Source organism: Pseudomonas fluorescens, from assembly GCF_001648775.1.
GTDB lineage: Bacteria > Pseudomonadota > Gammaproteobacteria > Pseudomonadales > Pseudomonadaceae > Aquipseudomonas > Aquipseudomonas fluorescens_M.
Genome location: NZ_LVEJ01000010.1, coordinates 274,975 through 289,405 on the forward strand (window position 1 = coordinate 274,975; position 14,431 = coordinate 289,405).

A 14,431-nucleotide genomic window follows, 5' to 3' on the forward strand; every position below is an offset into this window, starting at 1 on the left:
TGGTCTGGAATGGCTGCAGAGTGCCCGAGGGGTTTTGCCGGAGGATGTCCGCTTGATGTCGGCGGCGTAGAAATGTTGCTCGATTGAAATAAATGACCCCGGCGGCGAAATGGCTTTAGATTGGCTCTTTTTCGGTGCAGGGACCTGTGACTGTGAGCAGACTGCTGTTCGTCGACGACGACGTGGAAATACTCGCGCTGCTGAAGAAGTTCTTCGTGCAGCACGCCTATGAGGTCGACGTGGCGCCCCACGGCGAAGCGATGTGGGCGGCGATCGCAGAGAACCGTCCGGACACGATCATTCTTGATCTGATGATGCCGGGTGAAAGTGGCCTGAGCCTGTGCCAGAAGGTGCGCGCGCAACTGGGCATTCCGATCATCATGCTCACGGCCATGGCCGAGCTGAGCGATCGCATTGTCGGCCTCGAACTGGGCGCCGACGATTACCTGACCAAGCCGTTCGCCCCACAGGAACTGCTCGCTCGCGTGCGTGCCTTGCAACGCCGTGCCGGTGAACAGAAAAGCCTCGTCGAACCGTCGCGCCCCGTGATTGCCTTCGCCGGTTGGCATCTGGACATTACCTGCCGCGAATTGCGCTCGCCGGAAAACGTGATGATTCCGCTGTCCGGCGGCGAGTTCGATTTGCTGGTGGTGTTCCTCGAACACCCGCAGCGCATTCTCACCCGCGAGCAGTTGATCGACCTGACCCACGGTCACGGCCATGACGCCTTCGATCGCAGCATCGATGTGCAGGTCAGTCGCCTGCGCCGCAAGATTGAACCGGACAGCAAGCGCCCGGACCTGATTCGCACTGTGCGCAATGGCGGTTATCTGTTCACCGCCAAGGTCAGCCACTCGTGATCCGCCGACTGTGGCGTGGTGACACGCTGAGCCGGCGTATTGCCCTGACCATCGTTGCCGCGATGGTCGCTTCGCTGGCGCTCAATGCCCTGTTTTTTCAGGTGGCGGGGATCTGGGCACGGCCACCGATTGAACGCACCGGTCTGCTGGAACAGATTGCCGCGACCTCACGGGTGATCGAGGCGGCCCCGGCCGACCTGCGCCCGCAACTGGCAGCAGCGGCGAGCAGCGCCATGCTGCAAGTGTCGTGGAAAGCGCAGCGCGTTGACTTCGGCCTGCCCAATAAAGGCGTTCGCATCGACGCGAGCAGGGTGCCGGTGCTGCAGCAGTTACTGGGTGATGATCGAAAGATCGAAGCGTTCAACCCCGGCGACTGGCCGAACGACAATCCCCAGGCGCATTACGCCGCACTCGTGCAATTGGTCGATGGCAGCTGGTTGGCATTTATCCCGCCTGAGCGCAGTTGGGGTTTGGAGCTGGGCACGCGGATCGCGATCATCATCACGTTGGGATTGATTGCCACGTTGCTGGTGGCGTGGATCGCCACGCGTCAACTGGCCAACCCGTTGCAGCGTTTTGCCCGCGCCGCCCGACGTTTCGGCACCGACCTGCGTGCACCGCCGATCAAGCCCGAAGGCCCCGACGAGATTCGTCAGGTCATTGTCGCCTTCAACACCATGCAGGCGCAGATTCAGCATTTCATCAGCGAGCGTACGCACATGCTGGCGTCGATCTCCCATGACTTGCGCGCACCGTTGACGCGCATGCGCCTGCGCAGCGAGTTCATGGAAGACCTCGATCATCAGGGCAAACTGATTCGCGACGTTGAAGAGATGCAGTCGATGATCAACGCCGCGTTGGCGTTCTTTCGCGAGGACACTCACCGCGAGCAGACCACCGCGTTCGATCTCTCGGAGCTGCTGCAAACCATCGTCGATGACTACCGCGATCAACACATCAACGTCGACTTCGCTGGCCCGGCACATCTGGTGTATGAAGGCCGACCGCTGGGGATCAAACGGGTGATCGTCAATCTGCTGGAAAACGCGGTGAAGTACGCGCAGCAGCCGGGGATTGCGTTGCGGCGTGAGGAGTATTCGATCTGCATCGAGGTCAGCGACGACGGCCCGGGTATTCCCGAGGCGGCGCTGGAGCGGGTTTTCGATCCGTTCTTTCGCCTGGAGGCCTCGCGTAACCGCGACACTGGCGGCGTTGGCCTGGGTCTTTCGGCGGCGCGGGCGATTGTGCGCGAGCAGGGCGGTGAGTTGACGTTGAGCAATCGTGACGGTGCAGGATTGTTGGCGCGCGTTGAGTTGCCGCTGTAAGGGCTGAACAGGCGTGGTTGAATCTCTCTGAAACACTTTGAAACATTCGTGCGTCGCGAGCGGTCAACCGGTCACATTCTGCATTAAGAAGCGTCCATGAAAACCCCGCGTCCTTCCGCCCGACTTGAACCGCTGTCGCAACTGCGCAATCTGAAAATGGCCCGATCCGCGCACGCTTATGTGCGCGGCAGCACCGTGCAGTTTTACGAATGGCTGCACAGCCAACCGGGCCGCAGCCTGCCCAAAGGCCCGGCGGTGTGGATCTGCGGCGATTGCCATGCCGGCAATCTGGGCCCGACCGGGGATCTGAAAGGGCAGATCGATATCCATATTCGTGACCTTGATCAGACCGTGATCGGCAACCCGGCGCATGATCTGGTGCGCCTGGCGCTGTCGCTCGCCACAGCAGCGCGCGGCTCCGACCTGCCCGGCGTGGCGACCGCACGCATGCTCGAAGAAATGATGCGCGGCTACGAGCAAGCCTTTGACGGCGATCTCGAGGAAGACCCACCGCGGCCGGCGCAGGTCAAAGCCGGAATGCGCAGCGCTGTGCAGCGTACCTGGAAACATTTGGCCGAAGAGCGCATCGAGAACACCAAACCGACCATTCCGCTGGGCAAACAATTCTGGGCACTGTCGCGCGATGAGCGCGCCGCGTTGAAAACGCTGTGCGCCACCCCCGAAATCCACACGCTGGTGACGTCGTTGAAGGGCCGCTCACAGGATGATCGGGTGAAAATGCTCGACTCGGCGTATTGGGTCAAAGGCTGCAGTTCATTGGGGTTAAAGCGTTATGCCGTGCTGCTGGGCGTGGGCAAGGGCGATGACGAGGAATATTGCCTGCTCGATATCAAAGAAGCCGTCGGCGCCGCCGCACCGCGCGCCGCCCGCGCCGCCATGCCGCGCGACAATGGCAAACGCGTGGTCGAAGGCGCGCGGTTTCTTTCACCCGGGCTGGGCAATCGGATGCTGGCGACACGCATGCTCGACCACGGCTTTTTTGTCCGCGAACTGTTGCCGCAGGACATGAAGCTGGAACTGGATCAATTGAGTCAGCGCGATGCGATGCTTGCGGCCGGCTATCTGGCACGGGTCGTCGGCGTCGCGCATGCCCGACAAATGGAGCTGGCGACGCGGTCCGAGTGGATGGCGGATTTGCAAACCTGCCGCTCGAAACGTCTGGATGCGCCGTCGTGGTTGTGGACCAGCGTTGTGCAATTGGTCGGCAATCATGAAAAAGGTTATCTGGAACATTGTCGGCGCTATGCGTTACAGCATTGATCCAAGAACCGAACTACTGGGCCAGCCCGGCGAGTGCAATGCCCAGCGGCTGAGTCGCACCCGACGTCGCGGCCTTCATTTCACTGCGGTAGCCGTGGGGGCTGGTGCCCAAGTGCTTTTGGAAGGCGCGGCGCATCCGTTCCTCACGGCCAAAACCCGCCGTTTCAGCAATCCGTTTGATCGGCTCGCTCGTGGTTTTGAGTAATCGAGTCGCGGTCTCCAGACGCAGGTTCTCCACCGCTTGCGCTGGGGTTTTCCCGGTGGCGGCGACATAGGCGCGGGCGAAATGGCGCGCGCTCATGCCGAACTGTTCAGCCAGCCGCTCTACGCGCAAGTCGCCATTCAGGTTAGCGGCAATCCACGCATGCAATCGGGCCAGACGCCCGTCCGGATCGGTGCGCAACGCGTTGGACTGCGCGTTGAGCGAGGCGCTCAGTTGCGGCTGCTCGGCGCCGCGCCAGAGGAACACCGTGAAATAACGTGCCAGCGCCAATGCCACTGGCGCGCCGAGGTCCTGTTCCACCAGACCGAGTGCCAGATCAATGCCGGCGGTGGCGCCGCCGCAGGTCCACAGATTGCCGTCGTGCAGGTACAACGCATCGCTCTGACAGCGTACCGCCGGGTAACGCGCCTGCAGTTCAGCGGCGAATTTCCAGTGCGTGACCACCTCGCGGCCATCCAGCAAGCCGGCGGCGGCCAGGGCAAAGCTGCCGGTGCCAATCGAGCAGAGACGACGGATCTGTGGCGCACGAATGCACAACCAGTCACAGGCGTGCTCATCCGCTTCCAGCGCCGCCATGCCCGGGCCGCCGGCGACGATCAGGGTATCGATCTGCGGGGCCATCTGGTCGATCTGCTCAAGCGAACAGGTCGACACGCTGATGCCGGAAATCGACATGACCTGTCCGCCCTGCGGCGACGCCACCAACAACCGATAGGGCGGGTGGGCAATGAAGTCGCCACCCAGCACGCGCGGTATGGCGGCGAAGACTTCCAAAGGGCCGGCCGCATTCAGTAGCAACAGGTTATCGAAGGCCAGCACCACGACTGTGCGCAGCGGCAGCGGCGGGATGTCCGACATGGCAGTAAAGGAGGGGTGTTTGGCATGGAGCGGCACGGCGGGCCTCGACATACTGGGTTCATAGCAAAAACGAGGGCACGACAATGCCGGTAAAACCTTCTGCTGCCAAGCATCCACTCACCAGACAATTCGTGCCGTATCTGCGGGCACTGCTATGTGGCGCTGCGTTGCTGCTGACTGATTCGGCAACAGCGGCAGACACGGCATTGAAAATGGGCGACCAGAGTGGTTTGACCCAGGCCTTGCTACACGCCGCGGGGGAAGACCAAGGCATCACCTATGCGCTGTCGTGGCATCCGTTTCTGGCCGGCACCACGATGCTCGAAGCCTTGAGCGCCGGGGCGATCGATGCCGGTGTGGTGGGCAATGCCCCACCGGTCTTTGCTCAGGCCGGTGGTTTTGATGTGCGCATTGTTGGCGTGGCGAGCGGTGCGCAAAACAACAATGCGCTGCTGGTTCCTCAAGGTTCGACGGCCACGCAAGTCGCCGACTTGAAAGGCCAGCGCATCGCCGTGGCCAAGGGCAGCAGCGGCCATTATTTGTTACTGGCAGCGCTGCAGCGAGCCGGCCTCACCCCACGCGATGTGAACATTGCCTACGTCAGCCCGGTGGATGCGCAAAATGCGTTTGCCAGCGGCAAGCTCGATGCCTGGGCGGTGTGGTATCCCTTTGTTGGTCAGGCCACATCACGCGGGGCACGGGTTTTGGTGGATGGCCGCGACTGGCAGGAAACCGGCCTGAATTTCACCGTCGCCAGCCTGCAGGCATTGAATGATCCACAGCGTGCAAGGCAACTGGGCGATCTGCTCGCCAGACTGGCCCGAGCTCAGGCGTGGGCCACCGCGCACCCTCAGGAGTGGGCCGAGGTTTTCGCGCAAACCACGCGGCTTCCCGTCGCGTTGGTGCAGGAGATGCTTGCGCATCAGGCTCTGCGCTATGTGCCGATCGAGCCGACAGTCATTGCCTCGCAGCAGCATCTGGCCGACCTGTTCGCCAGCGAGCGCCTGATTCCGCGACCGCTGCAGGTTCAGCAGATCTTTGACGCTCGCTTCAACCCGTTACTGCCAAACAACCCTTAACCCATTCAGTTCACCTTGCCGCGTTGCTGGCGGCGGGTTTTCACACGCCTGGAGAAAAGCCATGCCTACCCTCGAAACCACCACACTCAAGCGCCGCAAAACCGGCCTGATCGCTGTCGATCAGGCGCGCAGCGCTGGCGGCTACACGTTGTTCGCCCCGCAAACGGCGGACGGCAATGTGTTCTTGATCGACCTTGACGGCGAAGTCGTCCATCGCTGGAAACTGCCGCAGCGCCCCGGCCGCGATGCCGTGATCCTGCGCAACGGCAACCTTGGTTATAACGGCAACCACCCGGATTCACCGGACCTGTTTCCGGGCTGGTCGGTGTGGCACGGCGGCGCGTTCAGCGAAGTGACGCCAGAGGGCGAAGTGGTCTGGGAACACACCGATCTGCTGCATCACCACGACGCGCAGTGGCTGGACAACGGCAACCTGCTTTACACCACCGCCGAGCCGTTGAGTGCTGAATTGGCCCGTCGCGTAGTGGGTGGCATTCCCGGCAGCGAGGCGCCGGGCGGGGTGATTTATGCCGACGTGGTCAAGGAGGTCGATCGTCAGGGCAACGTGGTGTGGGAATGGCGCAGTTGGGAACATCTGCGACCTGAAGACTATCCGCTGCACGAATGCTTTGAACGTCACCACTGGCCAATGACCAACGCGGTCACACCCGGCCGTGACGGCAAGGTGATTCTCAGCCTGCGCAGTGTTTCATCAGTGATCGCCGTGCAGCGCGGCAGCGGTGAAGTGCTGTGGCGATTGGGCCACGATCTGGTCGCGCAGCAGCATTGCCCGAGTGAACTGGAAAACGGCAACGTGCTGGTGTTCGACAACGGCATCTTCCGTCCGCACGTGAGCATGCCGCACTCGCGCATTCTTGAAATCAATCCGTCGACGCAACGCATCGAATGGCAATACGCCGATACGCCGGGCTATGCGTTTTTCACCCCGTTCATGGGCGGCGCGCAGCGTTTGCACAACGGCAACACGCTGATCACCGAAGCCAACTTCGGCCGCTTGTTCGAAGTCACCCCGGCCGGTGAAGTGGTCTGGGAGTACGTCAATCCGCATTTCGCCACGTACCCCGATGCCGCCTCCCGTCGTTATTTGCCGGGCGAAAACAACGCGATCTTCCGTGCCCACCGTTATCAGCGCGCAGACCTGCCATGGCTGCGTGACTGAATAACCCGGGTTGCCGGCGTGAAATTTATTCTGTAGATTTTCATGAAATTATAAAAAGATAATTTCATGAGGTCGCGAATGTTTCAGCAATCCAGCCAGCACGTCGACAGCTATTACGCCCACAGTTGCGCCGATATTCTGCGCGATCGAGCGGTGCTGGAAGGCGAACATGACGCCGACGTAGTGATCATCGGCGCCGGTTTCAGTGGCCTGCACACGGCGCTGCGCCTGGCCTTGGCCGGCAAACGCGTCACATTGCTGGAGGCCAGTCGAGTGGCGTGGGCGGCGTCGGGTCGTAACGGCGGGCAGGCGATTCTTGGCTGGTCGTGCGACATGCCGCCGCTGGAAGCTGCGCTCGGTTATGAGCGGGCGAGACGGCTGTGGGACGGCATGCGCTGGGCGGCTGGGGAATTACGCGATTTGCCCGGGCGGCATGGTTTCGATTGCGACTATCGGCCCGGGCATTTGTGGACGTCGGTGATGCCGCGCCGGGTCAGCCTGCTGACGGAATGGCAACACGAGGCCAGCCACAAGTGGGGGCACGATGCCTTGCAGTTCATTCCTCGAGAACAACTGTCGGAATGGCTGGCCACTGATCGTTATCAGGCCGGGCTTTACGACCCGCACGGCGCGCACCTCAATCCGCTGAAACTCGCGCTGGGTCTGGCGGCCGCCATTGAGCGCGCCGGCGGACGTATCCATGAACAAAGCAAAGCGTTGAGTTATCAGGAGGAGGGCGCAGGTTTTCGCGTCAACACTGAGCGCGGCTCGGTGCGCGCCGATGTGCTGGTGCTGGCCTGCAACGCTTATCTCGATGAACTCGACCCGCAACTGTCCCGTTGCATTCTGCCGGTGGGCACTTATCAGATCGCCACCGCAGCGCTCACCCCTGAACAGGCCAACGCGCTGTTGCCGCGCAACGTTTGCGTGACCGACAACCAATTCGTCCTCGATTACTTCCGCCGCACGCCGGATAACCGTTTGTTGTTCGGCGGCGGCTGTACTTATCTGGGTGGCATGCCCAAGGATATTGCGGCGGCGACGCGGCCATTTCTCGAGCGGGTGTTTCCGCAGCTTAACGGCGTCGACATCGAGTTTGCCTGGGGCGGGCATATCGACCTGACGATCAATCGAACCCCGGATGTCGGCGGCGCGGGCAATCGGTATTGGCTGCAAGGCTACTCGGGCCACGGCGTATTGCCGACATTGGCCGCTGCACGTGCGGTGTCTGACGCGATTCTTGGTGATGCGGATGAATTGGCGTTGTATCAGGGCCTGAGCAATGGTTGTTTCCCCGGCGGCAAGCATTTCGCCGCACCGCTGGAGGCGATTGGCAAAGCCTGGTATCGCCTGCGCGACAGTATCTGATGAGACCTTTTTCGGAATCCATGGCATGAACAAGCAAGAAGAAATCGCCGCGCTGGCGATCCTCATCCACGACCTGCGCAAGCACAAGAAATGGACCCTCAAAGAGCTCGCCGACAAGATCGGCCGTTCGGTGGGCTTTCTGTCGCAAGTCGAGCGTGGTTTGTCGCGGCCCACCGTGGCGGACCTGACCGCGATCAGTGAAACCTTCGGCGTGCCGACCACCTATTTCTACAGCCTGCCCAAGCCTAAAGAGCTGCCGTGGGTCACGCGACCGGACGAGCGCCGCACGCTGTATTACGCCAACGGCATCACCGACATTCTGGTGTCGCCGCAGATCCGCGCGTCGTTCTCCATGCTCGAAAGTCATCTCGAAGCCGGTGCCAGCAGTGGCGACCGCCATTTGACTGACAGCTCGGAGCAGGGCGGTTACGTCCTCGAGGGCGAACTGACGCTGTGGCTAGGCGACGATGAAGAACCGACCACGTTGAAGGCCGGCGACAGCTTTCAATTCGACAGTCACACCCGCTGCCGCTACGGCAACCTCACCGAGCAGCTGACTCGCGTGCTCTGGGTCTACACCTGATAACAACAAAGGATAAACACGATGGACGCTGTCTGCGCTGACCTGCTCGCTGAAGTACGGGCGTTTCGCCAACGCTACCCCGAGGTGCGTTATGTCGACCTGATCTCCCTGGACATTCCCGGGCACTTTTACGGCAAGCGCTATCCGGTCGACATGCTCGAAAAAGTCGCCGCCGGCAGCGCCCTGAAACTGCCGCAGAACTGCGTATTGCTCGGCGTACAGGGCGGACTGTTCAAGATTGGCGACTACTGCTTCAACGATGGCGACCCGGATGCTGTGCGCCGTTTGGTCCCCGGCACACTGAAGCCGGTGACCTGGGAAGCGCAGCCGCTGGGGCAGATGCTGATCACCTCGGACGGCACCGAAAACCCGATCGAATTCGAACCGCGTGAAGTCCTCGCGCAGGTGCTCAATCGCCTGGCGCGCAAAGGCATTCATCCGGTCGTAGCGTTCGAGCTGGAGTTCTACCTGTTCGATAAAAAGCTGCGCGACGGCCTGCCGCAATTCCCCCGCGACGACCTGAGCGACGATGCCGATGATCAACCGAACATGCACATCGAACGCCTGTCGCGGTTTGCGCCAGTGCTCGATGACATGGTCGAGGCGACGCGCGCGCAAGGCATCGACGCCACGGTGATCACCGCAGAACTTGGCCCCGGTCAATTCGAAATCAACTTCGGCCACCTCGACGATGGTTTGCGTGCGGCGGATTGGGCGGCGTTGTTCTGCCGCAGCACGCGCGGCGTTGCGCTTAAACACGGCTATCGCGCCAGTTTCATGGCCAAGCCGTACTTGCAGCATCCGGGCAGCGGCATGCATGTGCATGTCAGCCTGTACGACGCTGACGGCCATAATCTGTTGGCGGCGAATCAACAACAGGCGTTGCGCCATGCGGTCGCCGGTTGCCTGGAATTGCTGCCGCACAGCATGCCGATCTTCGCCCCGAACCAGAACGCCATGCGCCGCCTGGGCGGCACGGTGAACACCGCGACCAAAGCCAGTTGGGGATTTGAGGACCGGGATGCCTGCTTGCGGATTCCCGAGTCAGATGAGCAGAACCTGCGCATCGAGTATCGACTGGCCGGCGCGGACGCCAATCCGTATCTGGTATTGGCGGCGATTCTGGTGGGATTGGAACATGGGCTGGAGTCCGGTCAAGAGCCGATCGCGCCGCTGAACGAAGATCGCGCTAGCGGGATTGGTTTTCCGACGGAGATGTTTGAAGCGGTGAGGGCGATGCAGCATCAGCCGCCGTTGCGTGAAGGGCTGGGCGCTGAGTTTGTCGATGTGTATTGCGAGAATAAACGCCAGGATCATTTGGCGTTTATGCAGGAGATCAGTGCGCGGGAGTATCGCTGGTATATGTGATGGCGACATCGACGCGTAGCGAGCCGGTGCGGGAAGTGTTCCAATTACGGGGTGTCCCGTCAGTGACAGAAGGTAAAACAGCAATGAACGATACCACCGATGATGCGTTCTACGATCGCGCAGACGCGCATATAAGCCTGTCGAACGAGCAGCTTAAAGTGTTCGAAAACCTTGGCAAAGTCAGCGCATCGATGATGTTTGGCACCACTCGATTCAATGCTTGGGTGAGCGCGCGCAGCTTCAAGTCAGGCGAGGAAATGGCCCAGGCTCGCGAAGCGATGTTGAAGTATTTCTGTGAGCAGTACAGGATGATGCTCGAGGATAACCTTGACGACCATATCAACAACTTCAGCCAGTACATGACTGCGAAAGATGCCTGACTGGTTGTTCGACGACATAACGGCTCGGCACTTCCCCGAGTAATTGCTTGAACACCGTGGCAAACGCGCTGGAACTGCTATATCCCAACGTCATCGCGATCTGGGTGACCGGTTGACCCTTGCCCAGCATGACAACGGCGGCGAGCAGACAAGCCTGTTGTCGCCACTCGATAAAACTGATGCCGGTATGCAGTCGAAAATGTCGGGTAAAGGTGCGCCGGCTCATGCCCGCACGTTCGGCCATCTCATCGATATCCACTTCCAGCGAAGGTTGATTCAGAAACTCGCGACACACCGACGCCAGACGGGGTTCTGTGGGTAGCGGGGCATTCAGCGACAGTACGGGCATGGCAGCAATTTCGTGCAGCAACAAGCTCATCAAATGACCGTCGCGCCCTTGGCAGGAATAGCGCGCAGGCACATCGATGGCTTGCAGCAGCAACTGGCGCAGCAATGGCGACACATCGAGCACTTGGCACTGGCCCGACAAGCCCAGTCGCTGCGCCGCCTGTTTGCGGATGTAGGTGTTGTGCAGGGTGACCGGCCCACGCATTTGCATGGAGTGGGGGAGTTGCGCGGGCACCCAGATGCCGCGCTGGGGCGGAACGACCCAATTGCCATTGTCGGTGAACACAGTAATAACGCCGCTGGCGGCATACGCGAACTGACCCCGTTGATGATCGTGCCGCGGGAATAACGTGCCGTCCGCGTAATCAACGGCGGTCACGACCGCATCGCGTGGGGTGTTCTGGTAAGGATGGCCGGTGATTGTGCGCATGGCCCGATTCTAATGAAAGATGGCCTGTGACTGAAAGCGGGCCAGCTCGATTACTTGCATATTTCTCCGGCACGAGCACTTCCGCTCGGCGTCGGGAACGATTGAACATGCAAAAGAAACACCTTCTCCTCGCGATCCTGGTCACCGCGGTCTGGGGTTTGAATTTCCCCGTGACCAAGTTGGGCCTGGCCGACATCGATCCGTTATTGCTGACCGCGTTGCGTTTCGCCCTGGCTGCGTTGCCCTGGGTGTTTTTCGTGGAGCGCCCACGGGTAGCGTTTCGCTGGTTAGCCGCTTATGGGCTGATCTTTGGCGTGGCGATGTGGGCGTTGATCAATCAGGGGATCGCGTGGGGCGTGCCGCCTGGCACGGCGTCGTTGCTGATCCAGTGCAGTGCATTTTTCACCGTGGGCTGGGGCGTGATCTTTTTTGGCGAGCGTCTCGCGCGCCCGCAATTGCTGGGTGCACTGTTGGCGGCCGCAGGGTTGCTGGGCATCGTCTTGTGCAGCCCCGGCGACGCGTCGAGGGCAGGGCTGGCACTGGTCATTGCCAGCGCAACGGCCTGGAGCGTCGGCAACGTCATCATCAAGGTGTCGAAGGTGCGCGAGATCTTCGCGTTCGTGGTGTGGGCCAGCCTGTTTCCGCCCATCCCGCTCATGTTGCTGACGTGGTCACTGCACGGCTCGGCCCCCTTCATCGCACTGCCTTCGCAGCTCAATGCAATGACCGTGTTTTCACTCGCGTTCCAGGTCTACGCAGCGACACACTTCAGTTATTGGGGCTGGAACCTGCTATTGCGCGAATACCCGATATCGCGCGTGGCCCCGCTGTCGCTACTGATACCGGTGTTTGGCATCTTCAGTTCAATGCTGATCCTTGGCCAACAGCCGAGCCCTGCGAATTGGGGCTTGATCCTGTTGGTGCTGGTGGCGATCGTTTTGGGTTCAGGGTACTTGCAGGGCTTGTTATCACGCCGTCGTGCGCGAATCGCCTGATCATCGACCAGCGTTGCGTCGCCATTGGAGCTTGCTGAAACGTTTCACCCGGTTTATAAAAAGCGCACAACTCCAAGAAAGGCTGCTGCCATGACCCCGCTCAAACTCGTTGTTGCCCTCAGCGCACTGTCCGCTGCCTCCCACGCCATGGCCTGGGATTACGTCCTGCTCGACGCCGACAAAGCCGCCCAGAACTGGCAGATCACCAGCCAGCAACTCGGCGTAAAAACCGACAAACCCTTCAGCGTTACCCTGCGCACCTTGCATGGCGGTCGGCAGGAAGGGGTCAGTATTGTCGACATCGATAACGGCACGATGAAACTCTCGGTAGTGCCGACACGGGGAATGAATGTCTTGCAGGCCTCGGTCGGCAACGTGCGCATGGGCTGGGATTCGCCGGTCAAGGAAGTGGTCAATCCGTCGTTTATCGAACTCAATGGCCGCGGTGGTTTGGGCTGGCTGGAAGGTTTCAATGAGCTGGTCGCCCGCTGCGGATACGAATGGGTCGGCCACCCCGGCGTTGACAACGGCGAACTGCTGACCCTGCACGGTCGAGCCGCCAACATTCCTGCGAGCAAAGTCACCCTGCACATCGATGAAAAACCACCGTACGCCATCACCCTGCGCGGCGAACTGAAAGAGCAGGCGTTCAAGAAGGTCGACTTCTCCGTCGCGACGGAACTGGTCACCGAACCCGGCAGCGCAGTGTTCGCCCTCAACGACACCCTGACCAACAACGGCGACTATCCAAAGGAATACCAGGCGCTGTATCACAGTAATTTCAGCACCCCGTTCCTGGAGCAGGGCGCTCGTTTCGCCGCGCCGGTGAAACAAGTGTCGCCGTTCAACGACAAGGCCAAGGGCGATCTGCCCGAATGGCAAACCTACCGCGCACCGACCAAGGATTACGACGAAACGGTTTACAACGTGGTGCCGTATGCCGATGCCAAGGGCGATACGTTGACCGTGTTACATAACAAGGCCGGCAGCCTGGGCGTTTCGGTTGGCTTCAATACGCAGACACTGCCGGTGTTTTCCCTGTGGAAAAACACCGATACCCAAGGCCAGGGCTATGTCACGGGGTTGGAGCCGGGGACAAGTTTTTCCTACAACCGCCGTTATCAGCGGCCACTGAACCTGGTGCCAACCATCGGGCCGAAGGAACACAAGCAGTTCCGCATCAGCTACAGCTTGTTGGCGGATAAGGTGGCAGTGGACAAGGCCTTGAAGCAGGTGAGCGAGATTCAGGGTGGGCGCGAGACTGAGGTGCGGCAGACGCCGTTGGTTGATCTGACCAAGGGGTGACACCGGGCAGGGCATAGTCGGTCGATGGGGTACTTGCAACGACAGGGACTGTCGGCGCTTGGCCGAAAGCTGCCGCTTAAGAGCGGCTGCTTTCGGCCATAAGCGGCCTGTCGACACCGGCGCACCCAATCCTTGTGCGATACTGCGTTCATGAAACTAGACACTGTCCTAGGCGGCTTCTTCCTAACGTTCGGCAAAGACCTCCACATAGAGGCCAACCATGCTCTATTACGGTCGGGTGACTTCGCTAAAAACCTCTACCTCATCAAAGCTGGTGCAGTGCGGATCTGCGTGCGCGACCCAGAAGGTACGGATATCAGCGTCCAATTCTTTTTTGAGGGCGAGGTCGTTAGCTCTCTGGAGAGCCTGGTTAGCGGCTGTCCAAGCGAGTTGGAAATTATCACGATGGAAGCGTGCCACCTGTGCGTGCTAGACCGGGACACCGTTCTGGCGCAGATCCTGTCGAAACCAATCTTGCAGACTCAGTTGCTGGCACTCACGCAGTTGCGACTGGCCGACTACATCAAGCTCTACACCAGTGCCATCTCGCAAACCCCTACAGAACGATATCTGGGCATGCTCTCCACTCAGCCAGATCGATTGGCAAGAATCCCCATGCACGTGCTTGCAGGTTATCTCGGGGTGACCCCAGTTCACTTGAGCCGAATTCGGCGAAAGCTGAAAGCGAGCGCAGACAAAACCGGCATCTGAACATATGTAAATGACAACATAACGCCAGAGAAGCACGATTGGCCTTCACCACTGCTCTGGCCAATCTCCGGCAGCTAACGGGCTGATGTTTCGAAACAGCCCCTACCCTTAGTTACCACAGTAGTGATGAGACTTTT

Annotated in this window: 14 protein-coding genes; 12 read left to right on the forward strand and 2 right to left on the reverse strand. The window is 60.4% G+C overall.

Going from position 1 to position 14,431, the window contains the following annotated elements; genetic code table 11:
- Positions 1-152: 152 nt before the first annotated feature.
- The 3 genes from A8O26_RS11315 to A8O26_RS11325 all read left to right on the forward strand — a co-directional run bounded on the left by A8O26_RS11315 (position 153) and on the right by A8O26_RS11325 (position 3,466).
- Positions 153-860 carry a response regulator gene (locus A8O26_RS11315; protein ID WP_064118064.1) on the forward strand — a complete coding sequence of 236 codons (708 nt, stop codon included), beginning with the start codon at positions 153-155 and terminating at the stop codon, positions 858-860.
- Complete coding sequence (locus A8O26_RS11320) at positions 857-2,185, forward strand: ATP-binding protein (protein ID WP_064118065.1); 1,329 nt, start codon at positions 857-859, stop codon at positions 2,183-2,185. The genes A8O26_RS11315 and A8O26_RS11320 overlap by 4 nt, the downstream gene beginning before the upstream one ends.
- A 96-nt stretch (positions 2,186-2,281) precedes the next feature.
- Positions 2,282-3,466: a DUF2252 family protein gene (locus A8O26_RS11325; protein WP_064118066.1), complete on the forward strand. Its 1,185-nt coding sequence runs from the start codon at positions 2,282-2,284 to the stop codon at positions 3,464-3,466.
- 13 nt (positions 3,467-3,479) lie between these two features.
- Here A8O26_RS11325 and A8O26_RS11330 read toward each other — a convergent pair whose 3' ends face one another.
- Complete coding sequence (locus A8O26_RS11330; protein ID WP_253756815.1) at positions 3,480-4,583, reverse strand: GlxA family transcriptional regulator; 1,104 nt, start codon at positions 4,581-4,583, stop codon at positions 3,480-3,482.
- Positions 4,584-4,630: 47 nt separating this feature from the next.
- On the opposite strand from A8O26_RS11330, the gene A8O26_RS11335 reads away from it, so the two are divergent.
- The 6 genes from A8O26_RS11335 to A8O26_RS11360 all read left to right on the forward strand — a co-directional run bounded on the left by A8O26_RS11335 (position 4,631) and on the right by A8O26_RS11360 (position 10,505).
- Positions 4,631-5,626 (forward strand): ABC transporter substrate-binding protein, encoded by a 996-nt coding sequence (locus A8O26_RS11335; protein WP_064118067.1) that lies wholly within the window; start codon positions 4,631-4,633, stop codon positions 5,624-5,626.
- Between the two features lie 61 nt (positions 5,627-5,687).
- Positions 5,688-6,806 carry an aryl-sulfate sulfotransferase gene (locus A8O26_RS11340; protein ID WP_064118068.1) on the forward strand — a complete coding sequence of 373 codons (1,119 nt, stop codon included), beginning with the start codon at positions 5,688-5,690 and terminating at the stop codon, positions 6,804-6,806.
- Between the two features lie 78 nt (positions 6,807-6,884).
- The gene (locus A8O26_RS11345; protein ID WP_064118069.1) at positions 6,885-8,174 is read left to right on the forward strand and encodes an NAD(P)/FAD-dependent oxidoreductase; all 1,290 of its coding nucleotides are present in this window, start codon (positions 6,885-6,887) and stop codon (positions 8,172-8,174) included.
- Positions 8,175-8,199: 25 nt separating this feature from the next.
- Positions 8,200-8,757: a helix-turn-helix domain-containing protein gene (locus A8O26_RS11350; RefSeq protein ID WP_007913292.1), complete on the forward strand. Its 558-nt coding sequence runs from the start codon at positions 8,200-8,202 to the stop codon at positions 8,755-8,757.
- Between the two features lie 21 nt (positions 8,758-8,778).
- Entirely contained in the window at positions 8,779-10,125 is a 1,347-nt protein-coding gene (locus tag A8O26_RS11355) for a glutamine synthetase family protein (protein WP_064118070.1), read from the forward strand.
- 83 nt (positions 10,126-10,208) lie between these two features.
- Positions 10,209-10,505 (forward strand): DUF3144 domain-containing protein, encoded by a 297-nt coding sequence (locus A8O26_RS11360; protein ID WP_064118367.1) that lies wholly within the window; start codon positions 10,209-10,211, stop codon positions 10,503-10,505.
- On the opposite strand, the gene A8O26_RS11365 is transcribed toward A8O26_RS11360, so the two are convergent.
- Positions 10,474-11,283 (reverse strand): AraC family transcriptional regulator, encoded by an 810-nt coding sequence (locus A8O26_RS11365; protein ID WP_064118071.1) that lies wholly within the window; start codon positions 11,281-11,283, stop codon positions 10,474-10,476. The two genes, A8O26_RS11360 and A8O26_RS11365, sit on opposite strands and share 32 nt — an antisense overlap.
- 107 nt (positions 11,284-11,390) lie before the next feature.
- Here A8O26_RS11365 and A8O26_RS11370 point away from each other — a divergent pair, with 107 nt between their 5' ends.
- The 3 genes from A8O26_RS11370 (at position 11,391) to A8O26_RS11380 (ending at position 14,294) form a co-directional block, all read left to right on the forward strand.
- A complete protein-coding gene (locus A8O26_RS11370) occupies positions 11,391-12,278 on the forward strand; it encodes an EamA family transporter (protein WP_064118072.1) in 888 nt (295 codons plus the stop codon).
- 90 nt (positions 12,279-12,368) lie between these two features.
- Complete coding sequence (locus tag A8O26_RS11375) at positions 12,369-13,583, forward strand: aldose 1-epimerase family protein (RefSeq protein ID WP_064118073.1); 1,215 nt, start codon at positions 12,369-12,371, stop codon at positions 13,581-13,583.
- Positions 13,584-13,733: 150 nt separating this feature from the next.
- Positions 13,734-14,294, forward strand: a complete 561-nt coding sequence (locus tag A8O26_RS11380) for a Crp/Fnr family transcriptional regulator (RefSeq protein ID WP_081265179.1) — start codon at positions 13,734-13,736, stop codon at positions 14,292-14,294.
- Positions 14,295-14,431: the final 137 nt, after the last annotated feature.

Coding starts and splice junctions, on each gene's coding strand:
- A8O26_RS11370 (WP_064118072.1), top strand. CDS start 11,391: ATGCAAAAGAAACACCTTCTCCTCGCGATCCTGGTCACCGCGGTCTGG.
- A8O26_RS11350 (WP_007913292.1), top strand. CDS start 8,200: ATGAACAAGCAAGAAGAAATCGCCGCGCTGGCGATCCTCATCCACGAC.
- A8O26_RS11325 (WP_064118066.1), top strand. CDS start 2,282: ATGAAAACCCCGCGTCCTTCCGCCCGACTTGAACCGCTGTCGCAACTG.
- A8O26_RS11345 (WP_064118069.1), top strand. CDS start 6,885: ATGTTTCAGCAATCCAGCCAGCACGTCGACAGCTATTACGCCCACAGT.
- A8O26_RS11380 (WP_081265179.1), top strand. CDS start 13,734: ATGAAACTAGACACTGTCCTAGGCGGCTTCTTCCTAACGTTCGGCAAA.
- A8O26_RS11375 (WP_064118073.1), top strand. CDS start 12,369: ATGACCCCGCTCAAACTCGTTGTTGCCCTCAGCGCACTGTCCGCTGCC.
- A8O26_RS11340 (WP_064118068.1), top strand. CDS start 5,688: ATGCCTACCCTCGAAACCACCACACTCAAGCGCCGCAAAACCGGCCTG.
- A8O26_RS11335 (WP_064118067.1), top strand. CDS start 4,631: ATGCCGGTAAAACCTTCTGCTGCCAAGCATCCACTCACCAGACAATTC.
- A8O26_RS11360 (WP_064118367.1), top strand. CDS start 10,209: ATGAACGATACCACCGATGATGCGTTCTACGATCGCGCAGACGCGCAT.
- A8O26_RS11365 (WP_064118071.1), bottom strand. CDS start 11,283: ATGCGCACAATCACCGGCCATCCTTACCAGAACACCCCACGCGATGCG.
- A8O26_RS11355 (WP_064118070.1), top strand. CDS start 8,779: ATGGACGCTGTCTGCGCTGACCTGCTCGCTGAAGTACGGGCGTTTCGC.